This window comes from Ruminiclostridium cellobioparum subsp. termitidis CT1112, assembly GCF_000350485.1.
GTDB classification, from domain to species: Bacteria; Bacillota; Clostridia; order Acetivibrionales; family DSM-1351; genus Ruminiclostridium; species Ruminiclostridium termitidis.
In genome coordinates this window covers 1-24,477 of the sequence record NZ_AORV01000009.1, presented here as the reverse complement: position 1 = coordinate 24,477, position 24,477 = coordinate 1, and the positions used below count along the sequence as shown (strand labels likewise).

General features: G+C 45.0%; 19 protein-coding genes. 16 read left to right on the top strand and 3 right to left on the bottom strand.

All coding sequences use genetic code 11. From position 1 onward, the window contains the following. The first annotated feature begins 1 nt into the window (after window position 1). Window positions 2–1,408 (top strand): sulfatase family protein, encoded by a 1,407-nt coding sequence (locus CTER_RS01400; protein WP_131469361.1) that lies wholly within the window; start codon window positions 2–4, stop codon window positions 1,406–1,408. 173 nt (window positions 1,409–1,581) lie between these two features. Here the strand turns inward: CTER_RS01400 and CTER_RS01395 are convergent, their stop codons facing one another. Beyond that, window positions 1,582–2,700 (bottom strand): PucR family transcriptional regulator, encoded by a 1,119-nt coding sequence (locus CTER_RS01395; protein WP_004623138.1) that lies wholly within the window; start codon window positions 2,698–2,700, stop codon window positions 1,582–1,584. 204 nt (window positions 2,701–2,904) lie between these two features. Between CTER_RS01395 and CTER_RS01390 the strand changes: the two genes are divergently transcribed. From CTER_RS01390 to CTER_RS01365, 6 genes are all read left to right on the top strand, one after another. Further along, window positions 2,905–3,504: a cytidylate kinase-like family protein gene (locus CTER_RS01390; RefSeq protein WP_004623147.1), complete on the top strand. Its 600-nt coding sequence runs from the start codon at window positions 2,905–2,907 to the stop codon at window positions 3,502–3,504. Window positions 3,505–3,626: 122 nt separating this feature from the next. Beyond that, window positions 3,627–4,349, top strand: coding sequence for an amino acid ABC transporter ATP-binding protein (locus CTER_RS01385; protein ID WP_027630540.1), 723 nt, complete (start codon window positions 3,627–3,629; stop codon window positions 4,347–4,349). A 16-nt stretch (window positions 4,350–4,365) separates the two neighbouring features. Next, a complete protein-coding gene (locus CTER_RS01380) occupies window positions 4,366–5,061 on the top strand; it encodes an amino acid ABC transporter permease (protein ID WP_004623139.1) in 696 nt (231 codons plus the stop codon). Window positions 5,062–5,131: 70 nt separating this feature from the next. Continuing rightward, a complete protein-coding gene (locus CTER_RS01375; RefSeq protein WP_004623165.1) occupies window positions 5,132–6,061 on the top strand; it encodes a substrate-binding periplasmic protein in 930 nt (309 codons plus the stop codon). A gap of 24 nt (window positions 6,062–6,085) precedes the next feature. Further along, window positions 6,086–7,216 carry an iron-containing alcohol dehydrogenase gene (locus tag CTER_RS01370; RefSeq protein ID WP_040759976.1) on the top strand — a complete coding sequence of 377 codons (1,131 nt, stop codon included), beginning with the start codon at window positions 6,086–6,088 and terminating at the stop codon, window positions 7,214–7,216. A 37-nt stretch (window positions 7,217–7,253) separates the two neighbouring features. Continuing rightward, window positions 7,254–8,603 carry an aspartate aminotransferase family protein gene (locus CTER_RS01365; protein ID WP_004623143.1) on the top strand — a complete coding sequence of 450 codons (1,350 nt, stop codon included), beginning with the start codon at window positions 7,254–7,256 and terminating at the stop codon, window positions 8,601–8,603. A gap of 73 nt (window positions 8,604–8,676) precedes the next feature. Here the strand turns inward: CTER_RS01365 and CTER_RS01360 are convergent, their stop codons facing one another. Continuing rightward, complete coding sequence (locus CTER_RS01360) at window positions 8,677–9,477, bottom strand: AraC family transcriptional regulator (protein ID WP_004623130.1); 801 nt, start codon at window positions 9,475–9,477, stop codon at window positions 8,677–8,679. A 186-nt stretch (window positions 9,478–9,663) separates the two neighbouring features. Here CTER_RS01360 and melA point away from each other — a divergent pair, with 186 nt between their 5' ends. The 3 genes from melA to CTER_RS26715 all read left to right on the top strand — a co-directional run bounded on the left by melA (window position 9,664) and on the right by CTER_RS26715 (window position 12,769). Beyond that, complete coding sequence (melA, locus tag CTER_RS01355; RefSeq protein ID WP_004623160.1) at window positions 9,664–10,989, top strand: alpha-glucosidase/alpha-galactosidase; 1,326 nt, start codon at window positions 9,664–9,666, stop codon at window positions 10,987–10,989. A 186-nt stretch (window positions 10,990–11,175) separates the two neighbouring features. Continuing rightward, window positions 11,176–12,237 carry a methyl-accepting chemotaxis protein gene (locus CTER_RS01350; protein WP_004623129.1) on the top strand — a complete coding sequence of 354 codons (1,062 nt, stop codon included), beginning with the start codon at window positions 11,176–11,178 and terminating at the stop codon, window positions 12,235–12,237. 70 nt (window positions 12,238–12,307) lie between these two features. Beyond that, window positions 12,308–12,769: a hypothetical protein gene (locus tag CTER_RS26715; RefSeq protein WP_004623140.1), complete on the top strand. Its 462-nt coding sequence runs from the start codon at window positions 12,308–12,310 to the stop codon at window positions 12,767–12,769. Window positions 12,770–12,847: 78 nt separating this feature from the next. Here the strand turns inward: CTER_RS26715 and CTER_RS01340 are convergent, their stop codons facing one another. Next, on the bottom strand, window positions 12,848–13,966 hold the full coding sequence (locus CTER_RS01340) for a DNA alkylation repair protein (RefSeq protein WP_004623135.1): 1,119 nt from the start codon (window positions 13,964–13,966) through the stop codon (window positions 12,848–12,850). Between the two features lie 301 nt (window positions 13,967–14,267). Here CTER_RS01340 and CTER_RS01335 point away from each other — a divergent pair, with 301 nt between their 5' ends. From CTER_RS01335 to CTER_RS01310, 6 genes are all read left to right on the top strand, one after another. Further along, complete coding sequence (locus CTER_RS01335; protein WP_004623146.1) at window positions 14,268–15,989, top strand: sensor histidine kinase; 1,722 nt, start codon at window positions 14,268–14,270, stop codon at window positions 15,987–15,989. Next, the gene (locus CTER_RS01330) at window positions 15,982–17,607 is read left to right on the top strand and encodes a response regulator transcription factor (protein WP_004623172.1); all 1,626 of its coding nucleotides are present in this window, start codon (window positions 15,982–15,984) and stop codon (window positions 17,605–17,607) included. The genes CTER_RS01335 and CTER_RS01330 overlap by 8 nt, the downstream gene beginning before the upstream one ends. 142 nt (window positions 17,608–17,749) lie before the next feature. After that, complete coding sequence (locus CTER_RS01325) at window positions 17,750–19,390, top strand: extracellular solute-binding protein (RefSeq protein ID WP_004623152.1); 1,641 nt, start codon at window positions 17,750–17,752, stop codon at window positions 19,388–19,390. A gap of 452 nt (window positions 19,391–19,842) precedes the next feature. Beyond that, window positions 19,843–20,766, top strand: coding sequence for an ABC transporter permease (locus CTER_RS01320; protein WP_004623142.1), 924 nt, complete (start codon window positions 19,843–19,845; stop codon window positions 20,764–20,766). Between the two features lie 22 nt (window positions 20,767–20,788). Continuing rightward, window positions 20,789–21,655 carry a carbohydrate ABC transporter permease gene (locus CTER_RS01315; protein WP_004623149.1) on the top strand — a complete coding sequence of 289 codons (867 nt, stop codon included), beginning with the start codon at window positions 20,789–20,791 and terminating at the stop codon, window positions 21,653–21,655. 67 nt (window positions 21,656–21,722) lie between these two features. Then, window positions 21,723–24,296 carry a glycoside hydrolase family 97 N-terminal domain-containing protein gene (locus tag CTER_RS01310; RefSeq protein ID WP_004623148.1) on the top strand — a complete coding sequence of 858 codons (2,574 nt, stop codon included), beginning with the start codon at window positions 21,723–21,725 and terminating at the stop codon, window positions 24,294–24,296. Window positions 24,297–24,477: the final 181 nt, after the last annotated feature.

Sequence of the window (24,477 nt, the reverse complement as noted above, 5' to 3'; positions counted from 1 at the left end):
ATTGAGAAAAATTAAAAATGGAGATGATATAATGAACGTAATATGCATAATGTCGGATACTTTCAGATTTGACAACTTAAGCTGCTGCGGAGGAAAGGATGTAAAGACACCCAACCTTGACGCATTTGCGGAAAAATCGTTGTGTTTCACAAACTATATGTGTTCAAGCTTTCCTACGCTGCCCAACAGGATAGATACATATACGGGAAAAGTCGGATTTCCTCATTTCGGATGGGGACCTATGCCGGTTAACCTGCCAACTATGGCGGGTATATTGGGGGATAACGGATACCGGACTCAAATAATATTTGATCCTCCCAACCTGCAGAAGAACAACTGGTGGATAACCAGAGGCTTCCATGCCAGCCATGCCATACACGGACAGGAAGGGGATTTGACCTTCCTTCACTGCAATGACCCTGTCGAAAGACATTTGCCCGAGGAAAAGATCCGTACCGAGACAAAAAGAATGGGTGCCTATCTTGCAGACATACATCCCTGGATTAACTGGGAAAGAAAAACAGAATTTGACTACCATTGTGTTAAGACCACTGTTGAGGCAAGCAAATGGCTTGATTTGAATTACAAGGCAGATAATATGTTCCTTTGGGTGGATATATTCGATCCTCATGAGCCCTGGGATGCACCCGATTACTTTGTGAAGAAATTTGATCCGGACTATGACGGCATGCCGATGAGGGACCCAAATTATGGCCTTGCAGCAGCATATACCGAAAGAGAGTTGAAAAACATGAGAGCCCAGTATCTTGCTGAAGTCTCCATGGTTGATAAGTGGATAGGTTTCCTTTTGAAAAAGATTGAAGATGTGGGCTGGATGGAAAATACCATTATACTGTTTACTTCGGATCATGGCTTCCAGATGGGAGAACATGGGCATGTGGGAAAAGGCAACAGGGAAAAGCCGGATGATAACCTGTGGTGGCCGATGTATTCCCAGCTTCGGCATATTCCGTTGATAGTTTATGTTCCCGGAGTGACCGGCGGTGGTGTTTGTGATGCAATGGTACAGCCCCAGGATATTATGCCAACCTTGTTTGAACTGCTGGAAATAAAGACCGGGTACTCTTTTGAGGGAATTTCCTTTAAAGAGCAGTTTTACGATTCAAAAGCCGAATTCGGAAGAAAATATGCCGTCAGCGGCTGTAATGCGGAAGATGACTGGAAGGTAACTCCTGCCGTAACCACAAAGGAATGGGCATATATGTCCATCGGTGCTGACGGGATAACCCCCGAATTGTATAACCGCAAACTGGATATGGCTGAAAATAACAATATTATAGACAGGCATCCCGAAGTAGCTGCCGAAATGAAGAAAGCTCTTGAAGATTTTTTTGAATCCCATAACTGTCCGAGGGATGAGTATATGAAGCTGGCAAAGAAAATCTGATAATAGCGCACCAGTGCAACTTCAAAAAATGAGAAGTTCTATTAAAAGTACAAATAAAAATAAAAATTTCAAGCATGTACTTTGTGAACTATCCATTTTTTTGAAGTTAGTACCGAAGCACTGCTAAATGTTTCACAAATATTTAAACTGCGTTAGTTTTGCGGTACATCATTTTATATGGAAAAATACTCTTTCAGGTAGAAGGCCATAAGCAAATTGAATTTCACCTCGGAATTGTCCAGTTCGGAATTTAAAAGATCTTTGATCTTCCGCATACGATAGACTATGGTGTTACGGTGGGTATGCATTCTGGAGGCCGTTTCCAGGATATTGCAGTCTGAGAGCAGAAAAATGCGGAGTGTCTTCATATAATCCGAATCATGTTCGGCATCGTATTGTTCTAAAACACCCAGATGCCGTTTATAAATTGTCTGCAGCAGAACCGGATCGGAGGAACAGAATAAAATCTGAAATATTCCCAGATCGTCAAAATTTATATATTGCCGGTTCCAGAATACGGCAGCTGCCAGGGAAAAGCGGGCACGTTTATAGCACAGGCTGATTTCAGCAAGAGAATGGATGGTATCACCCAAACCCAGCTTTATACTGTCACAAAAGCAGATCAAATCAATAAGGCCGTTCAGAGAGAGCTTCCCGCTTGAAACATTGTATATCAGCACATGCAGATGATCATGCTCAAATATGTGATACTTTAATCCGTAACTGTTCAATGGTGAAGTGAGTCTTGTAATGTCCTGCAGATTTTGAATGACCATTATCCTGTAATCCGAGGCTGTTGCAAATCCGAACTGATTCATTGTCCTGAGAAGATTTTCCTGTACGGGAGATTGATAAAGAGCACTTAAAAATGATGCGTCGAGATGTTCCTCTCTTTGATTGTTATGCAGCAGCAGGATACTGAAATCCTGCATTATATCCACAAGGTGCACTTCCCAGGGCATGGTGAAAACAGGAAATACGGCAATGTCGCATAACTCCAGGATTTCAGGAGTTATATCCTGAGGCTTGAGATACTTGCCTACATTGATAAGGATACCGCTGCAGTTGCGTGTAACCAGCGCACTGATGAAATCGTAGAGTTTGACACCGCTCTGAGTGAAGAGTCCTGTGGTGATGACCAGCTCACCGCCTTTTAAAAAGGATATGTTTTGGATATCTTCCGCAAGATATACCCAGGAGGCGGAATTGTTCAAGCCCGCTTGTCCGCCGTGCAGTACCAGCCTGTATTTTTCTTTTGCATGCTCATAAAGCTCCGAAACCTGAGTGCGCAATCAACATCCCTCCTTAAATTATTGTTTAAAGGATAACATACATTTGTTAATTTTGAAAAGCCCTATACATGAACTATTATATTTAAGCTTTTGTATCCGGAGTACAATAAAATCTTGAAAGTTTGGAGTTTCAGTCCATTGTAAACCCCCATTGTTGTGCAGTATAATGAATCCAACAAAACTATTAAGAAAGAAGAATGTAGTATGGATGAAAAATTCGTTGTGACAATTGCAAGACAGTTCGGCAGTCTGGGGCGGCCTATCGCACGAAAAGTCAGTGAAAAGCTGGGTATCCAATATTACGACAGGGACATTGTAGAACTGACTGCAAAGAATCTCAATCTTCCGGTTTCAACAATCAGCGATGCTGAAGAAAGTGCTAAATCAGCCTTTTTTAATATGAATTACCCGCTGGGCATGGGTACGACGGCAATTCAGGATTCCATCTTTGCCTCCCAGCGAAAGATAATTGTCAATCTTGCCGAAAAGGAATCCTGCATTATAGTAGGGCGGTGTGCAGACCATATTTTAAGGGACTGCAAAAACATCATAAACATATTCATTTATGCTCCGTATGAGGCAAGACTTGTAAATTGCGTTGAAAGGCTGGATATGCGGCTTGACGAAGCCAAGAGAATGATCGCTTCGGTCGATAAAGCCAGAGAATCCTACCACAGACACTACAGCGGATATTCCATGTCAGACAAGGACTATAAGCATGTAATGCTGGATTCGAGCCTGTTGGGTGTGGATGGGACCTGTGATATACTTACCGATATAATTAAAAAAAGATTCAATCTTTAATAACGGATTGCAAGCAGTATAAGTGAACGGCAATGGAGCTTTTCTTTTGAAAAGCTCTGTTGCTGTTTTTTTGTTTTTCCATAGAACGAATTTCATTATTGTCTTGGGAGGTTAATATGGTAATGCTTGAAGTAAAAAAACTTTCAAAATGTTTCATAGATCTGGAAGTACTCCGGGATGTCAATATCTCCATAAAAAAAGGAGAGGTGGTAGTTGTTATCGGGCCGTCAGGTTCGGGGAAAAGTACACTGCTGCGCTGCATCAATCTTTTGGAGCAGCCCACCGGCGGTGAGATTCTATACATGGGGCAGAACATTATGCAGCTGGGAAAAAAGGTCACCGACTATAGAAAGCACGTTGGGATGGTTTTTCAGAGATTTAATCTGTTTCCGTTGAAGACTTCCCTGGAAAATGTGATGTACGCTCCGGTCAAGCTGAACAAGCTCCAGCCTAAGGACGCAAAGGATCAGGCTATGGAGCTGCTTTGCAAAGTCGGCCTGGAAAGCAAGGCAAATGTTTATCCCCTTGCCCTTTCGGGAGGACAGCAGCAGCGTGTGGCCATAGCCAGGGCCCTGGCTATGCAGCCGGATATTATGCTGTTTGATGAACCTACATCGGCACTGGACCCCGAATTGGTGGGAGATGTGCTCGAAGTCATGAAGCAGCTGGCAAAAGAGGGAATGACAATGATGGTGGTAACACATGAAATGGGGTTTGCAAAAGATGTGGCCGACCGCGTAATCTTTATGGACGGGGGTTATGTTATTGAAGAGGACACACCTTCAGAAATCTTTACAAGACCTAAAAACGACAGAACCAGGGCTTTTCTGGCCCGGGTACTGTGACAGGAGGTGAATTTCAATGGAAATACATTTCATGAAAGCTCTGAACACTCTGGGCCCTGATCTTCTGAGAGGTATAGGAATAGTAATATATATCACCCTTGCCGGCTTTATATGCGCGCTGGCTGTAGCTTTGCTGATTGCCATAGGGCGACTTTCAAAACGTAGGGTTCTGGAACGGATATTAGGTATATTTATAGAGTTGGTACGCGGTACGCCGCTTCTGGTTCAGTTCTTCTATATTTATTATGTTGTGCCCATGCTGATTAACGGTATCACCGGATTGCTGGGGTATGAGACCAACCTTCAGCTTCAGGCTGCAACCTGCGGTATTATCGGTTTTGCAATAAATTATGGTTGTTATATGTCCGAGGTCATCAGGTCCGCAATACTGGCTATAGACCCCGGACAACGGGAAGCCGGCCTGGCGCTCGGTTTTAGTGAAAATCAGGTGCTTTTTCACTTTATCATACCGCCGGCGCTCCGGAATTCAATTCCGGTGTTCGGAAACTACCTGGTCATGCTGATCAAGGACACCTCGCTGCTGGCTATGATTTCAGTGCAGGAACTGCTTCTGAGGACAAAAACCTTTGCATCGCAAACATTTCTGACCGTTGAGGCATATACCATCCTTGCCCTTGTATACCTGGTAATCAGTATTCCGCTCTCACAGCTGAGCAGGATAGTTGAGCGGAGACTGAAACAGATACGCTGATATACCCATGTTTTTATAAATGGCAAAATAAACAATAAACAATCTATTTAAGAGAAAGAAGGCGGATTTTATGAAAAAAGTAAAACTTGAACGATTAATTGCTGCAAGTCTGTCATTGTCAATGATATTTACACTTTTAACAGGCTGCGGCAGCACTACGGGCAATGGGGCAGACACAACAAAAGCAGCTTCAACGGCATCGGCAGCAGCAGGAAACTCTTCCGCTTCTTCGGACGAGTCCGAAGTACTTAAAAAAATCAAGGAAAAAGGTTATATACTCATCGGTTCATCCAATGATGCTCCGTTTTCCTATAAGGATGTAAACACAGGCAAGCTTGAGGGCATTGATATGGAAATTCTCCGTGAAATATGCGGCCGGCTGGGTATTCCGGATATTCAAATGAAGGTTGTTGATTTTTCAAACCTTCTGGTTGAGCTGAATAATAACAGCATAGATATGGTTGTGGATGCCATGTATGTCAAGGAGGAACGTTTGCAGATAGCTGCATTCACCGATAAATGGTATCAGGAGGGTGAAGCGGTGGTTATTCCAGCCGGCTCAAAAATTGCCGGCAAGGAGGACCTGAAGGGGAAAACCATTGGAGCGCAGCCGGGTACAACTTTCTACGAAACAGCCCAAAAATGGCTTAATGAAGGCAAGATCGGCAAGCTGGAGGCCTATGACAATCAGGCAACCCTGATGACGGCTGTAAATATGGGAAAGGTGGACGCTGTTGTAACAGACGGTATAGTAGCAGGGTATACTCTTTCGTCGGACAGTTCCCTGAAGCTTAAACTCCTGTCGCCTTATGAAGCCGAAGCAAGCGGACAGATCGGTGCTGCGGTACGCTTCAAGGACAAGGACTTCCTGGCCGAGGTAAACAAGGCTTTAAATGAAATGAAGGAAGATGGAACACTTATGAAAATATTGGAGAAATACGGTCTGACCAAAGATTATTTTGTCGGTATTGAAGATGGAGTAACAAAAAACGTTAAGTAATTACCACTTGGGAGGATATATATGTTGGAGTTTCAGTATGATCTGCCGATCAATCTTGTTTTCGGCCGGGGAAAATCGGATACAATCGGGAAAATAGCAACTGAGTTTGGGAAACGTGTTTTAATTGTCACCGGAGGCAGCAGTACAAAACGCTCGGGCTTGCTGGCCAAAACCGTTTCACAGTTGGTCGAAAACGGTGTGTCATTTGTGATCTATGACCGGGTTACACCAAATCCTGTAACCACAACCGTATATGAGGGAGCAGAAATTGCAGCGGCCGAAAAATGTGATGCGGTAATAGCTCTGGGAGGCGGAAGCAGCCTGGATGCAGGAAAGGCAATTGCTTTTCAGGCCATGAACGGCGGTGATATCAGTGACTATATTTTCGGAAGGAAATTCAGCGGCAAAGCCCTTCCCATACTTGCCGTACCGACTACCTGCGGAACAGGAAGCGAAGGAAACGGCTTTGCCGTCATAACCAATCCCGACACTCTGGATAAAAAGTCACTGCGCTGCAAGGCAATAGTGCCGGTCTGCTCCATAATCGATCCGCTGCTTATGACTACCATGCCAAAATCAACACTGGCTGCGGTGGGCTTTGATGCATTATGTCACAATATTGACGCCTATATATCGTCAATATCCCAGCCATTAACAGAAATACAGGCATTGGAGGGTGTCAGGCTGGCTGCCGGCAGCCTCCGGAAGGTGTATGCCGATCCGGCGGATCTGGACAGCTGGGACCGCCTTTGTCTGGCAAGCACCCTTGGAGGCATGGTTATCAATACTGCCGGAGTGACGGCGCTGCACGAAATGGAACATCCCGTCAGCGGTTTGAAGGATATTGTGCACGGCATTGGGCTTGCTGCGCTGGCACCTGCCGTATATGAAGAATCCATCGGAGGGCTGCCGGAGAAATTCTCCATATTGTCACAAATTTTAGGCGGAAAAGATGAAAACGACTTTGTGCCTGCAGTCCGGAAATTGCTTGATGAGCTGCATTTGACTGCTACTCTGGGGGAACAGGGAATCAAAGCTTCAGATGTGGACTGGCTGGCCGAAAACTGCCTGAAGGTGTCTGCTCCCAGTATTGCCAACCATCCTGTCATATTTGGCCTTGAGGATATAAAAAGAATATATTTAAAAGCTTTATAAATAAAAATTACATTAAACATGTTAAGGGGGACGGATTATGCTTAAAAATGCTTTACCGAAAATAAACACACCTTTGCCCGGGCCGAAAGCCCGGGCCATAATAGAAAGAAGGGCCCAAGCCATGCCAGGCGCCGTCAAATGTTCCTATCCCTGTGTCATAAGCAGGGGAGAGGGCGCAATGCTTGAAGATGTTGACGGCAATGTTTTTCTTGACTGGGTAGGAGGAGTGGGAGTACTGAATATCGGTTACAGTCATCCTGAATTGATTGCCGCCGTGAAGGAGCAGTCGGAAAAGTTTTTTCACGCAATGATGAATATCGTCACCCATGAGGGCTATATAAAACTTGCTGAAAAAATGAATCAAATCGTTCCTGTTAAAAATAAAATACGTAAAACAATGTTCGCAAATTCCGGAGCTGAAGCAATAGAAAATGCGGTCAAAATTGCAAAATCATTTACCGGCAGACCCAATATCATAGTTTTTTCAGGTGCCTTCCACGGCAGAACCCTGCTTGCGTCCACAATGACCGCAAAAAAGGCCTATGCATACGGTATCGGTCCGCTGCCGGACGGCGTATACCGTGCGGAATTTCCCTATTTGTACCGCGGTCCCAGGGGATATAACGAAGCAGAAGCTATAGAATATTATATTGAAAAGCTTAAGAAGGTATTCGACGAGGCATCTCCGGCGGAATATGCAGCCGCAGTCGTTTTAGAGCCTGTACAGGGAGAGGGGGGCTTCATTCCTGCTCCGCTGGAATGGGTAAAGGCTGTCCGAAAGATTTGTGACGATAACGGCATATTGCTGATTGCAGACGAGGTTCAGACAGGTTTTGCACGCTCGGGAAAAATGTTCGTTTCAAACTACTGGGAGGAGGCAGGCTGTGCACCCGATATTATAGCGGCTGCAAAATCCATCGCAGGAGGGATTCCATTAAGTGCCGTAACAGCCGGGGCCCACATAATTGACGGTGTAAAAAACGGTATAATCGGGGGTACTTTCGGCGGTAATGCGCTGGCTTGTGCCTCTGCGTTGAAAGTAATAGAAATTATGGAACGTGAAAACTTATGTGAACGATCTCTGGAAATTGCAAAAAAATGCAGGGAGGAATTCGGCAAATGGATGGAAGAATACCAGGAAGTGGGAGATGTGCGCGGTATAGGCTGTATGATGGGCATTGAGTTTGTTACCGACAAAAAAAGCAAAACTCCAAATCCAGGGCTGGTATCGGATATTGTTGCCTGTGCTGCCCGGCATGGTTTAATAATAGAAAGTGCGGGTGCATATTCCAATGTCATCAGGTTCCTTTGTCCTTTGGTTGTTACAGACGAGCAGCTTGACTGCGGACTGGAGATATTGAAGTCGTCAATCGAGGCATGCAGATAAATTTCATACCAGTTATGTCCCAGGCTGAAACAGTTGTAATACATGAATTATAATTGTTTCAGCCTGGGAACTTTTACTCTGCTCCGGAATACCTGGACGGAGGCACTCCATACTTCTTTTTAAACATTTTTGAAAAGTTATAGATGTCGTCATATCCCGTGCTCCTGGCGGCTTCACTCACCGAATAACCGTACTTTGCAAGCAGCACTGCCGCTTTTTCAAGCCTGTAGTTGACCAGAAAGTTCTGCGGTGTGTCACCGATGTTCTTGAAAAACACCCTGCAAAGATAGCGCCTGTCAATGCCCAGCATATTTGCAATGTTCTCCACAGATATGCGGTTGGCATAGTTGGCCATTATATAGTCCTTTGCCCTTTCCGAATAGAGACTTCCGCTGCTTCCTTTCAGAACCGGACGGTATTCGGCCTGAAGATTTGAGAACAATTCAAAAATTTTACCGCATAGAAATATCTCGGCGGAATAATGCAGGTTTATGGTTTCCTTCATGCTTAAAAATATATTGCGCACGGACGGTGTGCACAAGGTGCAATTATCCTTTGAAAAGCCGCTGTCCTCAAGCAGGCCTGGAACCAAACGTCCGTTAAAGCCTATCCAGATATATTCCCAGGGATCATTATCGTCGGCTTTATAGAATGTAATTTCATAGGGGCGGATCAAAAACATACTTCCCCTGGATAAGGTATAGGTTTTGCCGTTCCTCTGGAAAATGCCATGTCCCGACATGATATAGTGAATGAGGTAGCAATCACGTGAGGCCGGTCCGAAGGGATGACCACTTTCGCAGTTTTCCCAGCCGCACAGCAGGGGATTTATTTCTGTAAAGCCCTTATTTAAAAGTGGCACATCGTGCATCATATTGACCTCCTCCTAAGCCAAGCCATGGCTTTGAGCCGTATAGCGGCTACAAAACTGTAATGAAATCTCCTTGAGGTTACATTATAACAAATTATAGTTACATTATTCAATTTAATTTTTATATCTATATGCTATCCTATACATATGAAATTCTTGATTTGCGAATATGTATTGGAGGTTGACGATATGGTCAAAATAACATTTATGGGTGCGGGGAGTACTGTCTTTGCCAAAAATGTATTGGGAGACAGCATGTGCACCGAAGCCTTGAAGGAAAGCGAAATATGTTTGTATGACATAGCCGGGGACAGGCTGGAGGAATCCCGGATAATGCTTGAAGCCATTAATAATAACGTTAACGGCGGAAGGGCAAGGATCAGGACCTATTTGGGCACCGAAAACAGAAAGGATGCGCTCAGGAGTGCCGACTTTGTTGTAAATGCCATCCAGGTGGGAGGATATGACCCTTGCACAATAATTGATTTTGAAATACCCAAGAAATACGGTTTAAGGCAGACAATAGCAGATACCCTGGGGATAGGAGGTATAATGAGGGCACTGAGGACCATCCCGGTTCTTGAAGAATTTGCCCGTGACATCGAAGAGGTTTGCCCCGACGCGTGGTTCCTGAACTATACAAACCCTATGGCTATGCTGTCCGGCTACATGCAGAGGTACACAGGGGTGAAGACCGTAGGACTGTGTCACAGTGTGCAGGGCTGCTCCGAAGGGCTGCTGAAGGCGCTGGGAATGGAAGACAAGCTGGAGGGCAGGAGGGAATTGATTGCAGGAATCAACCACATGGGCTGGCTGCTGGAAATAACCGACAGGGCCGGAAACGACCTGTATCCGGAAATCCGCAGGCGTGCAGCTGAAAAGAACAAAAATGAGAAGCACAATGATATGACCCGCTATGAATATATAAACAGGCTGGGGTATTATTGCACCGAATCGAGTGAACATAATTCCGAGTACAATCCGTTCTTCATAAAGTCCAAATATCCTGAATTGATTGAACGGTATAATATTCCGCTGGATGAGTATCCCAGAAGATGCATCAACCAGATTTCCGACTGGAAGAAGCAAAGGGATGAACTGATGAACAATCCGTCATTATCCCATACAAGGACTCTGGAATATGCATCCTATATAATGAATGCCATTGTGACAAATACACCTTTCAAGATCGGCGGAAATGTGCTGAACAAGGGAGGACTCATAGAAAACCTGCCCTATGATGCCTGCGTGGAGGTGCCCTGTCTGGTCGACGGAATGGGAGTAAACCCGTGCCATGTAGGGAGACTGCCTGTTCAGCTGGCTGCAATGAACATGACCAATATAAATGCCCAGCTGACAACAATCGAGGCAGCCGTAACCAAAAAGAGAGAGCATGTTTATCATGCTGCAATGCTGGATCCCCACACAGCCGCGGAGCTTTCCATTGACGACATAGTGAGCATGGTAGACGATTTGATCGATGTGCACGGAACATGGCTGCCAAAATTTAAATAATCAGGGTTGTCATAGTTATAAATATTTATAAAAAGGGGTTACCTGCATAACTTGTTTACGGTTATGCAGGTAACCCCCTTTTTATATTCCTGCGGCAGGTATATGACATTTCGAAATTCGGGTTCATTTGACAGCCTAAATATTGTTAATATATAATTTTGAATACCAGAGAATGTTTCTTCGCTGGTGGTGCTCAATGGAACGGTGGTGCTGCTGTTCTTCCTGAGCAAATGGGGAAGGGATCTTATAAATGAGTCATATCAGAGAGAGCTTCATGCAAAGGAACTGCTTGAAAAGCTGAAGGTAACCCTTGTAAAGGTAGATGATAGTACCAATGTCCTTGAGGAAAAGATCGAAAGTTTCAATACAAACATAGATACTATAAGTGAAGGGAGCCGGAATGTAACGGAGTCCATGCAGGAGATGGCAGGCGCCATACAGCTGGAAGCTTCCAGTGCTCACAGGATTAACGAATCAATGGAGCAATCCCTCGGGGTGGTACGTGAAACCCAGGAGGTTTCAGTCAGTATTTCAGAAAATACACGGCAAATGAGTCATAAGGTCGAGGATGGGCACAATAAAATTGAGCATGTGAATACCCAGATGAATATAATAGAAAATGCAATAAGTACGGCGGCAGTTACCGTTTCGGAACTTCAGAGCAATATGGAAAAGGTGAACGGTCTCCTTGAGGGTATAACCCAGATTGCCGATCAAACCAATCTCCTGGCGCTTAATGCGGCAATAGAATCGGCCCGTGCAGGCGAACAGGGAAAAGGCTTTGAGGTTGTTGCCGATGAAGTAAGAAAACTTGCCGAACAAAGTGCACTTATTGTTAAGGACATAACCAAGGTAACAGCAAAGATTTCAGGCAGATCGCAGGAAGCATATGAAAAGGTGAGCCAGGGAGAGAATGCAACAAAAGAGGGGAAAGAGCTTGTTGCAGACATATCGGTGTATTTCAGTGAAATTAGAGAAGTATTTAAAAATACGGGTATTAAATTCGAGCTTGAAGCTCAAAAAATTCTATCAATATCGGAAAAATTTGCCGAGATCCGGCAGCAGATAGAGAATATCGCCGCCATATCTGAAGAAAATGCGGCTGCAACCCAGGAAGTTCTTGCAACCGTTGAGAATGAAAACAATGAGATAATGCAGGTCGGCAATGCAGTAAGGGACATATATAAACTGAGCAGTGACTTGAGGGAGCTTGTAAAGGATGAACAGAGCATGGCTTCGGATAACTGAAAAGGTGGCGGGAACTGAACTGTTCCTGGAGCGGCAATTACCTCAGCAAACTTGAAAAGGAGGCGGCTGAATGAAATATGCGTTGGGATTCTCATGGATGGGATTTATTGCAGTCATGCTTGTAATGCTGCCAAATATTTTTTATTTTGTGTTTCCTCCGGCCAATATTCCGGATATGCCCCAGGACCGCGGGCATATTATAAATATTGTTGAAAATGCAAGCCGGATAATTTTTATGATATTATTGATTTTCATGGTTAATGGGCAGAAAGTGAAGTATGTAAGTCCCTATACGGCTTGTATGCTGGTCTTGCTGCTATTATACTACTGGCTCTGGTGCCGCTATTTTACCGGCGGAAGGAACTACTCACTGTTAAATGAAAAGTTATTATTTATTCCTGAGCCCATGGCGGTCTTTCCGGTACTATACTTTATCGCAGCCGCACTGTGGCTGAACAACATTCCTGCGGCCGCGGCTGCGGCGGTATTTGGAATTGCACATATTGTTAATACGTATATTACGTTTCGCTGACTGTTTAATGAGGATATTTTGTGAAATGGTTTTAAAAAAAGAAAAAGGAAACAGAGGATGCAGACCGGAGCATGGCAGCTAATGACCGGTTTTTGCCTCTTTTAATAATACTGTTGTTTGTGCGGCTTCCTGCCCGTTGATGAGTAATACTATCCTGTGTATTCCGGGATAGTGGCGCCTTGTGGTAAGCTCGGCAAAGCTGTGGGTATGTGTTCCGGACAAATGTGCTTTTCCGGATACGGTTTTGTCTGACAGCAGGAAAAGCTTCCGGGATGGTCTGCCATTTGATTTTATGAAGTCAATCCCGTATTCCAGACGGATACGGACTTTTGTATCCCGGTTCATATCCAGTAAATAGGTTACTTCACAACTGTCTCCGATGTGAAGTTGTCCCGGTTCAGCTGTAAGGACTGCATTTCCATACAAAGGCTTCTTTTTTGAGGCTTTTGCATACCCGAAAAGCGCCAGTGCTTCAGGGTGGGCATTCCTGACGAGGGTACGGCAGCCCTGCCGGAGAAGCCAGTCTGTCTCCGGGCTGGTTCCCATCCACTTCCTTGCCGTTTGCAAAACAGCATCGGGATTATCTTTGGCGATATCATTGAGATTATTGGCAACACTCTTCCGCACATAAAGCGAGGGATCAGCTTTCAGCTGTTCCAGCACCCGGAGCACGGGAGAGGGATCCTTTTTAAACATGGGCAGTGCAGTACCCCAGGGCAGGCGCGGGCGGCAGCCCTCGCTGGAAAACCTTCTGACATGTTCGTTGGAGTGCGAAGACCAGCGGAACATATATTCCATAACGCGTTCGGGCTCCCTGAGCATAAACGGACGGATTGCAAACTCGGAGGAGGAACGCTGTGTAAAACGTTCCAGAGCATTCATGGAAAGCTCCCAATGCTGCTCACTCTGCCCCAAGACAGCAACAAAATCAGGAAAGAACAGATAGGGAAAGCCGTTGCAATATTCATCAACAGAGAAAAGCACCTCCAAGGCATCCTGGTAATTCCCCGGCAAATAATTGCCCAATACCTGGGCAATCCGGTGCATACGGGCCCTCAGCGGCAATTCATCCCACGGGGGTGCCGTCACCGACGCTACAAACTCTTTACACTGAAAGTCCTTATAGGCAGCTTTTACCATGCACCCGAAATCATTTAAAAACTTCGTATTATAAATATCCTTTAATGCATCAGCCATATACTTATTTCATCTCCACACACTAATTTAGCGTACACGAAAATGCGTACCAGTTGATTCTGATTAAATCTATCTGCAAAGCAAAACAAAATTTCATTTAGCACAACAGGTTAAATTAAGTTTTAATTCAAGTATACTATATATTAATTGACAACGTAATGTCATATTAATGCCATTATTGACAACCCCGGGATAAAGGATGATAATGATCTGGAGTAAGTCCATAGAATAAATAACGCCTGAATACGGGCGTTTGAGGCCATAGCATCGATGCAAACGCACACTGCCGGAGGAAACAGCCATGAAGTTGATTACCAAATTTAAAAACTCTGTATTTGCCAAGCTGGTGGGGGCATTTCTCATAGCTATTTTACCGGTATGCTTTATTGCCATCGGCCTGTATAACTGGCAGATCAAGATACTTGACGAATCCACCGTGGACGCTTTTGACAACAGCTCCCGGAAATGCCTGGCCTCAATAGAAAAAGAGCTTAAAAAGGTACAGGATATGGGTCTGAGCAGCATGCATGACGAAGATCTGATCATGCTGGCCACGGCAAGCTCCACAATGAGCAATTACCAGAAGACACTTTCCATAAACAGATACATGAACAGGCTGGAAATTTTAAAAAACAGCAGTGCATACATTAACGAGGTAAGTACCTATATACCTGAATTATCCCGTGTTATCGACTCCGACAGAGACATTTACTCCGATGCATCTTCACTTCTGACCTTGTACGATATTTCAAGACAACAGAACATAGGCCACTTTGTGGTTTCAAATAATCAGCTGTATTACGTTTTTGTCCCGGCGGGAACACCTAACGGCAGTCTGCCGAAATACTTCATAACGGTAAGTTTATCAAAGGAAGAGATCAGAAAAGAGCTGAGTTCAATAAAGGAAGCAAGGCAGGTCATGATATATGATGAAGCGGGTTCCTACGTATATTATAACCAGGAGGGAACCGGGACCCAAAATGCAGACCTGGCCCAAACAGTGGGCACCGGCTCGGAACCCGGGGTAGAAAAAGTAATGGTTGAGGGTGAAAATTCGTGGCTTATAAATCACAAGTCCGAATTGATGGGAGTAAACCTGGCAGCCTATGTGCCGGTCCAGGGAATAAATCCCCAGATGAAGGATCTGAGGCTGTATTTTGTGATATTCAGTGCCATATTGATAATAACTGTTATGGTTCTGAGCTATTCCATGTACAAAATTATAAAGACACCGCTGAACCGTCTGGTAAAAGTATTCAAGCAAATTGAAACAGGAAGTCTGGGGGTAAGGCTGAAGCACAGGAGCAATGATGAATTCGGTTTACTTTATCACTCTTTCAATTCCATGGCCGAAAAAAACCAGGATCTTATGGAGCAGGTCTATCAGCAGAAGATACTGACTCAGAGTGCTCAGCTCAAACAGCTCCAGTCACAGATCAATCCCCATTTTTTGTATAACAGCTTTTTTGTTATCAGCAATATGGCAAGGTTGGGGGATTTCGACAGTATAAAGCTTTTCTCGGAATACCTGGCCAGGTATTACAGATTTATAATGCAGAAAAAGGACGGGGACATTCCTTTTTCCCAGGAAGTTGAGCATACAAGAGTATATGCGGATATACAGAAAATCCGGTTTGGTGACAGGATTCAAATTGAGATGGAAGAGGTGCCAGAAAGGGCTTTGCACTTGAGGGTTCCAAGGCTGATTCTGCAGCCCCTGGTTGAAAATGCCTTTGAGCATGGACTCAGACATGTGGAAAGCGACGGTCTTTTAAGAATAACTTTTGCCGAAGAAGCCAATATATTGACTGTAGTGGTAGAAAACAACGGTCCAATGGACGATGAAACCCTGGAAAATGTTAAAGCAAAGCTTATTGATGACGGAGGGGAAATAAGCGGAATGATAAATATTCACAAACGGCTGAAATCAAGATTCGGCCAGGACAGCGGCATTTCGGTTTCGAGAGGTGAAGCCGGAGGCATGAAAATTACTATGAAAATATGCGGGGTGGAGAATGTATAAACTTTTAATAGTAGACGATGAACCATATATTGTAGAGGGTCTGGCCGACCTGCTGGGAAGCAGCCCGGATTTTGACATATACACCGCCGCCTCCGGTAATTCGGCCCTTGAAATTCTGGACAGGGTACGTATGGATATTGTGCTTACGGATATTCAAATGCCGGGAAAAAACGGTCTGGAGCTGTTAAAGGAGATCCATAACAGGTGGCCCTTTTGCAGGACAATCATTTTGACTGCCTACAGTGATTTTGATTACGCGTACCAGGCCATAGAGAACAAAGCGGTGGACTATGTCCTGAAGACAGAGGGTGAGGATGCCATTGTTGCGGCAGTGAATCAATGTATAGAGCAGATAGAGAATGAGATGCGGCAGCAGCAATTTCTGGAGGAAAGCCGTGAGCAGATGGATTCCGTGATGTCCATCATCCAGAACTCCTGCCTTATAAATGCTTTGGAAGGAGAGGCTGAGGAAGTATGCGCCCAGGAATTCCATAAGTATAATATCGAACTGGATACCGGCAGGCCGGTATTGCTCATGGGTGTCCGTATCGACCGCTTCAGTCCCGGCGACAACTCAAAGGACAAGCTGAATTATCTTATTCAGCTGGGAAGGATATTTGACAAGTACCTGAACCAGTTTTTCATATGTTACCAGACCTCTTACCAGAATAAAAACATGATATGGCTGCTCCAGGCAAGAAATGCCGACGGGAGTGTCCACAGGCTGAAGGAGACCCTTGAGATAATCCAGCAGCACTGCTGGCAGGCACTTGGGCTTTCCATATCGGTAATATATGACGATTTTATAGACTGGCAGGAATTGAACAACAGATACAGAACCGTAAGACTTGTGCTTGAGCAGCTGACAATCAACGGTGACGACGGAATACTGGCCAGCACAAGGTTTTACCGGGATAGGAAGGACAGTGCCGATGTCAACAGGAGGGACAGGGGAAAGGATTGGGGGAGGAATTTTCAAAATCTCCAGACCTGTCTTGAGGAAGAGGACAGGGAAGGGGTTGAAAAGGTTCTGGATGACCTCCTTTCAGAAAGTGAAGAGGACAGAGCCACACTTCCGGTGAAACTTCAGCTCTATCACACCGTGGTAGGGGCGCTTTTGTCATATCTGAACAACAGAGCGCTTTCGGAGGAGGTTTTTACCGATCAGACCAACTTTGAGCTTTTTTTCAGCTACAGTGACAGGGCCGAAATGAAAGAGCGCATAATGAAACTGATCGAGCAGATACTTGATGTAAATAAAAAGAACAGGGAATCCCACAGCGAGAAATTTACCGCACGTATAAAAAATTATATTAAGGCGAATTTAGGCGGAGATCTGTCTCTGGCAGCCATATCCGAGAGGTTCTATATAAATCCCGTATATATGTCAAGACTGTTCAAGCAGACCACCGGAATAAATCTTTCGGATTATATAACGGCTAAAAGGATAAATTATTCAAAGAAGCTTCTGGTGGAAACCGAAATGAAAATTCATATGATTGCAAAGGAAGCAGGCTATGATTCCCCTGCATATTTCATACGTATTTTCAAGAAAATGGAACGGGTGACTCCACAGGAGTACCGGAACCTGGCTGCTGAGGAAAATGTCTCCATGTAGAATTTATCAGTGTGAAAAAAAGTTAATATAGTGATATAAAAGTATAAATCTTATTATATTCAGAGGTCGCCGCCATAAATTATAATTTACTTACAAAGTGATGAAACGTTTCGCATGACAAAATGAAAAGGACGGTGCTTATATGAATATATCTGCAAAAAAATTGCTGGCATCCATGCTTGTTGCAGCGAGTATATTATCGGCAGCAGGCTGCGGGAGCGGCAGTGACAGCAGTGGTTCAACAGCTTCATCAACAGGCAGTTCTACCGCAAGTGATACAAAACCCGCAATCAGAGAGGTTACAGCGGTAAGACCCATTCCTGACGATCTGAAATTCCCAGAAGGCGACAGTCTGGAAAACAACATATGGACCAGGCAATACGAGTCTGATCTGGGAATCAAATTGAAATACAAATGGATGACTCCGGTAGCTCAATATGAGCAGAAGTTGAATATTTCAATTGCATCCGGTGATATTCCAGACATATTTCAGGTCAATTCGGTACAGCTCAAGCAACTGGTTGAGGACGACCAACTGGCCGACCTAACCGGCATATATGAAAAAAATGCTTCCGAATATACAAAAAATGTACTGAACCAGGATGGAAATGCACTCCTGTCGGCAACGTTCGACGGAAAGCTCCTGGCAATACCCAAAATGGGTTCGGGACTGGGCCAGACCAATGTATTATGGGTGCGCACAGACTGGCTGAAAAAACTCAATCTCCAGGAACCCAAAACCATGGATGATGTCATAAAAATAGCTCAGGCATTTACGGAAAACGACCCTGACGGAAACAATAAAAAGGATACCTACGGTTTTGGAATCAATAAGGATCTGTGGGGAATGTTTGCATCCCTGGAAGGTTTCTTCAACGGCTACGGTGCCTATCCCAACACCTGGATAGAAGACGGAAGCGGAAATCTTGTGAACGGAAATATTATGCCCGAGATGAAAACCGCACTGGCAAGTCTCAAGGATATGTTCAACAAAGGATATATCGATCCCGAATTCGGAGTTAAGGATTCTTTCAAGGTCAGTGCAAATGTAGGTGAAGGTAAAATAGGCATGCTTTACGGACTTTTCTGGAATATGGGCTGGCTTTCCGATGCAAAGAAGGCAAATCCCGACATGACCTGGAAGCCTTTTGGAATCGTGGGAACCAAGGAAGGCGGAGCACTTGCACAGGTTCCGTTCCCTGTCAGCACATATTATGTAGTCAATAAAAAAGCTGTAAATCCCGAAGCTATTATCGAAATGCTGAACCTCCAACTGGAAAAGTGCTTCGGGGAAACTGCCGAACCCGGCAAATACAATGTTGACCAGGCAGGTAATCCCATATTTGAATATCCTCTCATATATTCAGAACCTCCAATGAAAAATGTAGATGCACAGGTAAAGGTTTCAAAGGCTCTGGAGTCAAAGGATACCAGTGCACTGAATGCCGAGGAAAAAGGATATTATGACCAGATTCAGGCATACAGGGGCGGAGATTTGTCAGGCTGGCCCACAGAAATGATGTATGGCCCCGAAGGCTCATTGGCAGTGATAAATGGCTATGCAACCAATAAAAAGGTCTATGACAACCGTTACTTCGGACCTCCGACTTCCACAATGACCCAGAAGGATGCCACACTTTCACAGATTCAGCTACAAACGTTTACAGATATAATAATGAACGGTGATATAAATCAATTTGAAAAATATGTGACTGACTGGAAATCACTTGGCGGAGATGCAATAACGGCAGAAGTCAACAAGTGGAATTCCGAAAGGAAGTAAACTTAATTCAACTTGTTGCAGTGTTCCCGGCGGTTATCCATCAATTGACTGCCACCGAAGCTCTTGCTGAAATAGTATGACTTACTCCAGACACCTCCTAGCCGTCGCAGCAACTCGACCATCCGGGTCTCGCGTGCTGCTCAAATTGACCTCCTGTCAATTTCCCGGCACGATGTACCTGGAGCAAGTCTACAAATTTCAAGCAAGCACTTCTAACCGGGCATCAATTGGCGGATACCGGCCTCGCACACTATTGATAGTTAAAAGGTACTCCCATATTATGTCGGTTGTGATATTAAAACAGTACAATCAATGTTAACTGGCGCAAGAGTGAATTAATCAGAGAGGCGGAAGGCATAAACTTTCCGCCTCTGTTTATAAACGCCGATCCTGGCAACTGCTAACAAACAAAACAGATAAATAAACTTTACGTTACGAAAGGGATGATGGAAATGGTAACCTACCCTAATAAAAGAAAATCTTTTAAAAGGGACATACCGCTTCATTTGATGATGCTGCCCGGCGTAATTATTCTTTTAATCTTTTCATACGGTCCCATGCTGGGACTTGTTATGGCTTTTCAGAATTTTTCGCCCTCCAGGGGTTTTTTACATTCAAAATGGGTGGGGTTGGAAAACTTCAGATATGTTTTAGGACTTCCGAATTTTTGGGAGGTTATAAGAAATACACTTTTAATTTCGGTATTGAAGATTATCGGGAGTATCGTAGTTCCGGTAATAGTGACACTGCTCCTCAATGAACTCAGACATACGGGACTGAAGAGAAGCATCCAGACAATCGTTTATTTTCCTCACTTTTTATCCTGGATTATTCTCAGCGGTATATTGATAGATTTTCTTTCGCCTTCGGAAGGTATAATCAACAAATTTATGACTGTTTTCGGAATTGAGCCCATTTACTTTTTAGGTGATAAATTCTGGTTTCCCATAACCATGATACTTACCGAGATATGGAAGGAATTCGGGTATGGAACAATAGTGTACCTTGCGGCGCTGACCGCCATAGACCCGACTCTGTATGAATCGGCGAAAATGGACGGAGCCGGACGGATAAAACAGGTTTGGCATATCACCATGCCCGGCCTCAAGCCCACCATACTGCTGATGACGGTTTTGGCACTTGGGACCATACTCAATGCAGGTACGAACGGCTTTGAACAGATATTCAACATGTACAGCCCCCAGGTATATAAAACCGGGGATATCATAGATACGCTTGTTTACCGCCTGGGTCTCGGAAGTGCCCAATTCAGTGTGGCAACGGCCATAGGTATGATCAAGTCAATAATATCCTTTGTACTCCTGACGCTTGGTTATTATATTGCCAGGAAAACATCGGATTATCAGATTTTATAGGGAGGGAGGTATTAACATCAACATGAGCAGAAAAATATTCAATGTCTTTAATGTTTCACTACTTGTACTGGCGGCACTGTCCTGCCTGCTCCCTATGATAAACATTCTTGCCATATCCATGAGCTCCAGCCCCGCCGTGGCGGCCGGCAAGGTAACCCTGTGGCCGGTGGAATTCACTCTTCAATCCTATAAGTTTGTGGTGGAAAAGCCTGAGTTCATGAAGGCCTTTATAATATCGGTGCTTAAGGTGCTGGCAGGGGTGCCTGTGAATATGCTCCTGACCATACTGGTATCATACCCCCTGTCAAAAACCAGGGCCGAATTCAGAAGCAGGAATATATACATGTGGTTTTTTGTAGTGACGATGATATTCAGCGGCGGCCTGGTACCCTGGTATATGATAATCAGCAAGATGCATCTTATTGACAGCTTCTGGGCACTGATCATACCCTCTGCCGTACCTGTATATAATGTGGTGCTGCTGACCAACTTCTTTAAGTCGATTCCCAAGGGTATCGAGGAAGCGGCCTTGATTGACGGAGCCTCCCACTGGACCACAATGTGGAAGATATATGTGCCCCTGTCCTCGGCATCTATTGCCACACTGGTCTTATTCAGCATTGTGACTCACTGGAATTCATGGTTTGAAGGTTTGATACTGATGAATTCTCCCGAAAAGTATCCCTTGCAGAGCTATTTGCAGACCATAATCGTAAACCGGGATGTGAAGCTGATGACAATGCAGGATGCCAGAGTTCTGGCAGCTGTGTCCGAAAGGACCTCGCGGGCTGCACAGGTGTTTGTGGCAACCATTCCGGTGCTGGCGGCATATCCTTTCCTTCAGAAATACTTTACCACCGGCATAGTAGTGGGAGCCATCAAGGAATAGGCCGCATTTTACCGCGGCATGGATGAATACAATAAATATACTTAAATATACTAATGGAGATAAAAATATGTGGAATATAAAGTCGCCCGACGGCAAATTAAATTTCAGTGTGTATATGAATGACCAAAACAGGCTGTTCTACTCTTTAAAAAAGGATGAAACGGAGATATTGAGGGACTGCGGACTTGGAATCCAGACAAGTATGGGGGACTTTTCATGGGGTTTTGTCCTGAAAGATCAATTAATCTGTACTGTTGATGAAAAATATTCAATTCCGGCAGGTAAAAAATCGGTTTACCATAACAACGCAAATGAACTGTGCCTGCTGTTTGAGGCCGAGAACACTTTTACCCTGAAACACGCTTTTGTTTTGAGAATAAGAGTTTTTGACGACGGGGCAGCCTTCAGGTATGAGCTGCCTGCCGGCAGCGGGGAAATGGCAGTTTACAGTGAAAATACCGAAATAAGCTTTGCTCCTCAATATAACAATATGTGGCTCCAGGAACTGGTGGACACCTATGAGGCACCTTACGGAAAGCGCAGCTGGCAGGAGTCCAAAGGAAGAAACTACGGCATGCCGGGCTTGTTTTCTGATGATGACCGGAAATCCTGGATAATGATAACAGAGGCAGGACTGCTGAATACCGGCGGAAGCTACTGCTCCTGCCATTTGACAGGGGCCGGTGAGAGAAAGCTTTCGGTGGCCTTTGCACCCGAGCAGACCGGGCCTATGACCGGGAAATTGCCTTTCGAAAGCCCCTGGAGGGTCATAGGTGTTTTTGATTCCCTGAATGAACTGGTCAACAGTACGCTTAACTATAATCTGAATCCGGCATCGGTCATTGAAGATACGTCCTGGATCAAGCCCAGCAGAAACATATGGTCCTGGTGGTCCTTTGAAAACGGGGCACAGCTTTACAGCGAGCAGAAGAGATATGTTGACTTTGCGGCAGCTCTGGGCTTTGAAAGCGTTACAGTGGATGCGGGCTGGGATGACAGCTGGGTGAAGGCACTGTGCGACTATGCCCGGGAGAAGGGCGTTACCGTTTGGCTGTGGTCGGATATGCAGGCGGTGGATACCTTTGAAAAGGCGTCGGAAAAGATAGCAAGATGGGCAGCGTGGGGTGTTGTGGGCCTGAAAGTGGATTTCTTTATGAACGATTCACAGCACACCATGTGGCAGTATAATATGATAGCTGACATAATGACCAGCCATAAACTTATGATCAATTTCCACGGCAGTACAAAACCTGCCGGGGAAGGGAGAACCTATCCCAATCTCATGACGGAAGAGGGCATCATGGGGCTGGAACATTATAAATGGAGCGGTATGCCAGATGCGGTCCATAACTGTACCGTTCCGTTCACAAGAAATGTAGTAGGCCCTATGGATTACACCGTTACAGGCTTCTCAAACGAAAACAGGAATACCACCCAGGGGCATCAGCTGGCGTTGTCGGTAGTGTATGAGTCTGGAGTGCAGCATATTTCCGAGTCCATATACCATCTGGAGGCCTGGAAGGGCACCGAATATCTGAGACGCCAGTATCCCAGGTATGATGGGATGCAGTTGCTGAAAGGCTTTCCGGGAGAGTATGCCGCAATGCTCCGCTATGTGGGCAGTGAATGGTTTATAGGCTGCATTACAGCCGAGGCCAGAACTATTGAGCTGCCTATGGACTTCCTGCCCGCCGGTGAATTCACTGCCGAGATATACAGGGACGACAGTGAGGGCCATATGCTTGTAAAAGAGAGCAGAACCGTTACAGGGGAGGATGTTCTGACACTGGAGCTGCTTGCCTGCGGCGGAGCGTCTGTATATATAAGTGACGGGAGCGTGGAGCTGAAATCAGGGGTCTGCGGCGGCTACATGAGTGACAGGAAAACCTGCTGCACTGCTGAAAATGCCACTCTTAAGGGAGCCTCGGCACTGATGGTATATGAAAACGGGGACAGGGCGGTTGTCCTGAAGGATAAAGCCGTGTTTGAAAATATTGCGGCAGAAAGAGACGGCAGGCATACCTTGAGAATAACCTATGCTTCCCGGGGCGCAGCCGCTGTCCGTCTGGAGACGGAGGAGGGAACACTGGAGGCACGGCTGCCCGCAAGCGGAGGAAGGAAGGTCTTTCGTACATTTGATGTAGTGATGTTTTTCAGAAAAGGCATCAACAGCATGGAAATGGGCAAAATCTCCGGAGACGGTCTTGCCGTAAGCAAAATTGAATTAATAGACAATGCACCAAACCCTGACAGGTTCTATACGGTTGATATGGCAAAAACCGAAGGAGGGGTGGATATAATTCCTGTCTGCGAAAATTCACAGCAGTTGAAAGCCGCAGGCATAGGCAACGGAGGAAGCATAGTATTTGAGCGGATTGAAGCAGATGAGCAGGGAGAATATGTGCTCGGCATAGACTACTGCTCGGGTGAGAACAGGCCGGTAATGATATCGGTAAACGGTGCCGCGCCCATAACCTCAGTCCTGTTCAATACCAGTGGCTGGGGCCCGTCAAGGTGGGATATAGTAGAAACCAAGGAAGTCAAGATAAAACTCCTGAAAGGCATAAACAGCATTAAGTTCTTCCACGACAGTATGCCGGCGCCCCAGATAGTGAGAATAGCCATCAGACTGGAAAAATAAATCGTATAAATAATAATAAATTTCAGTTCTCTTGCCGGGGCTGCTGCACAATGAATAAATTTCATTCACCTGTGCAGCAGTTCCTTTTTTATATTTAAAATAATAAAAGGTAAAAATCCTTAAATAAAACCAAAAATATTTAATTTCTTTTCTTTTCTTAAAATTATAATAGTAATAATAT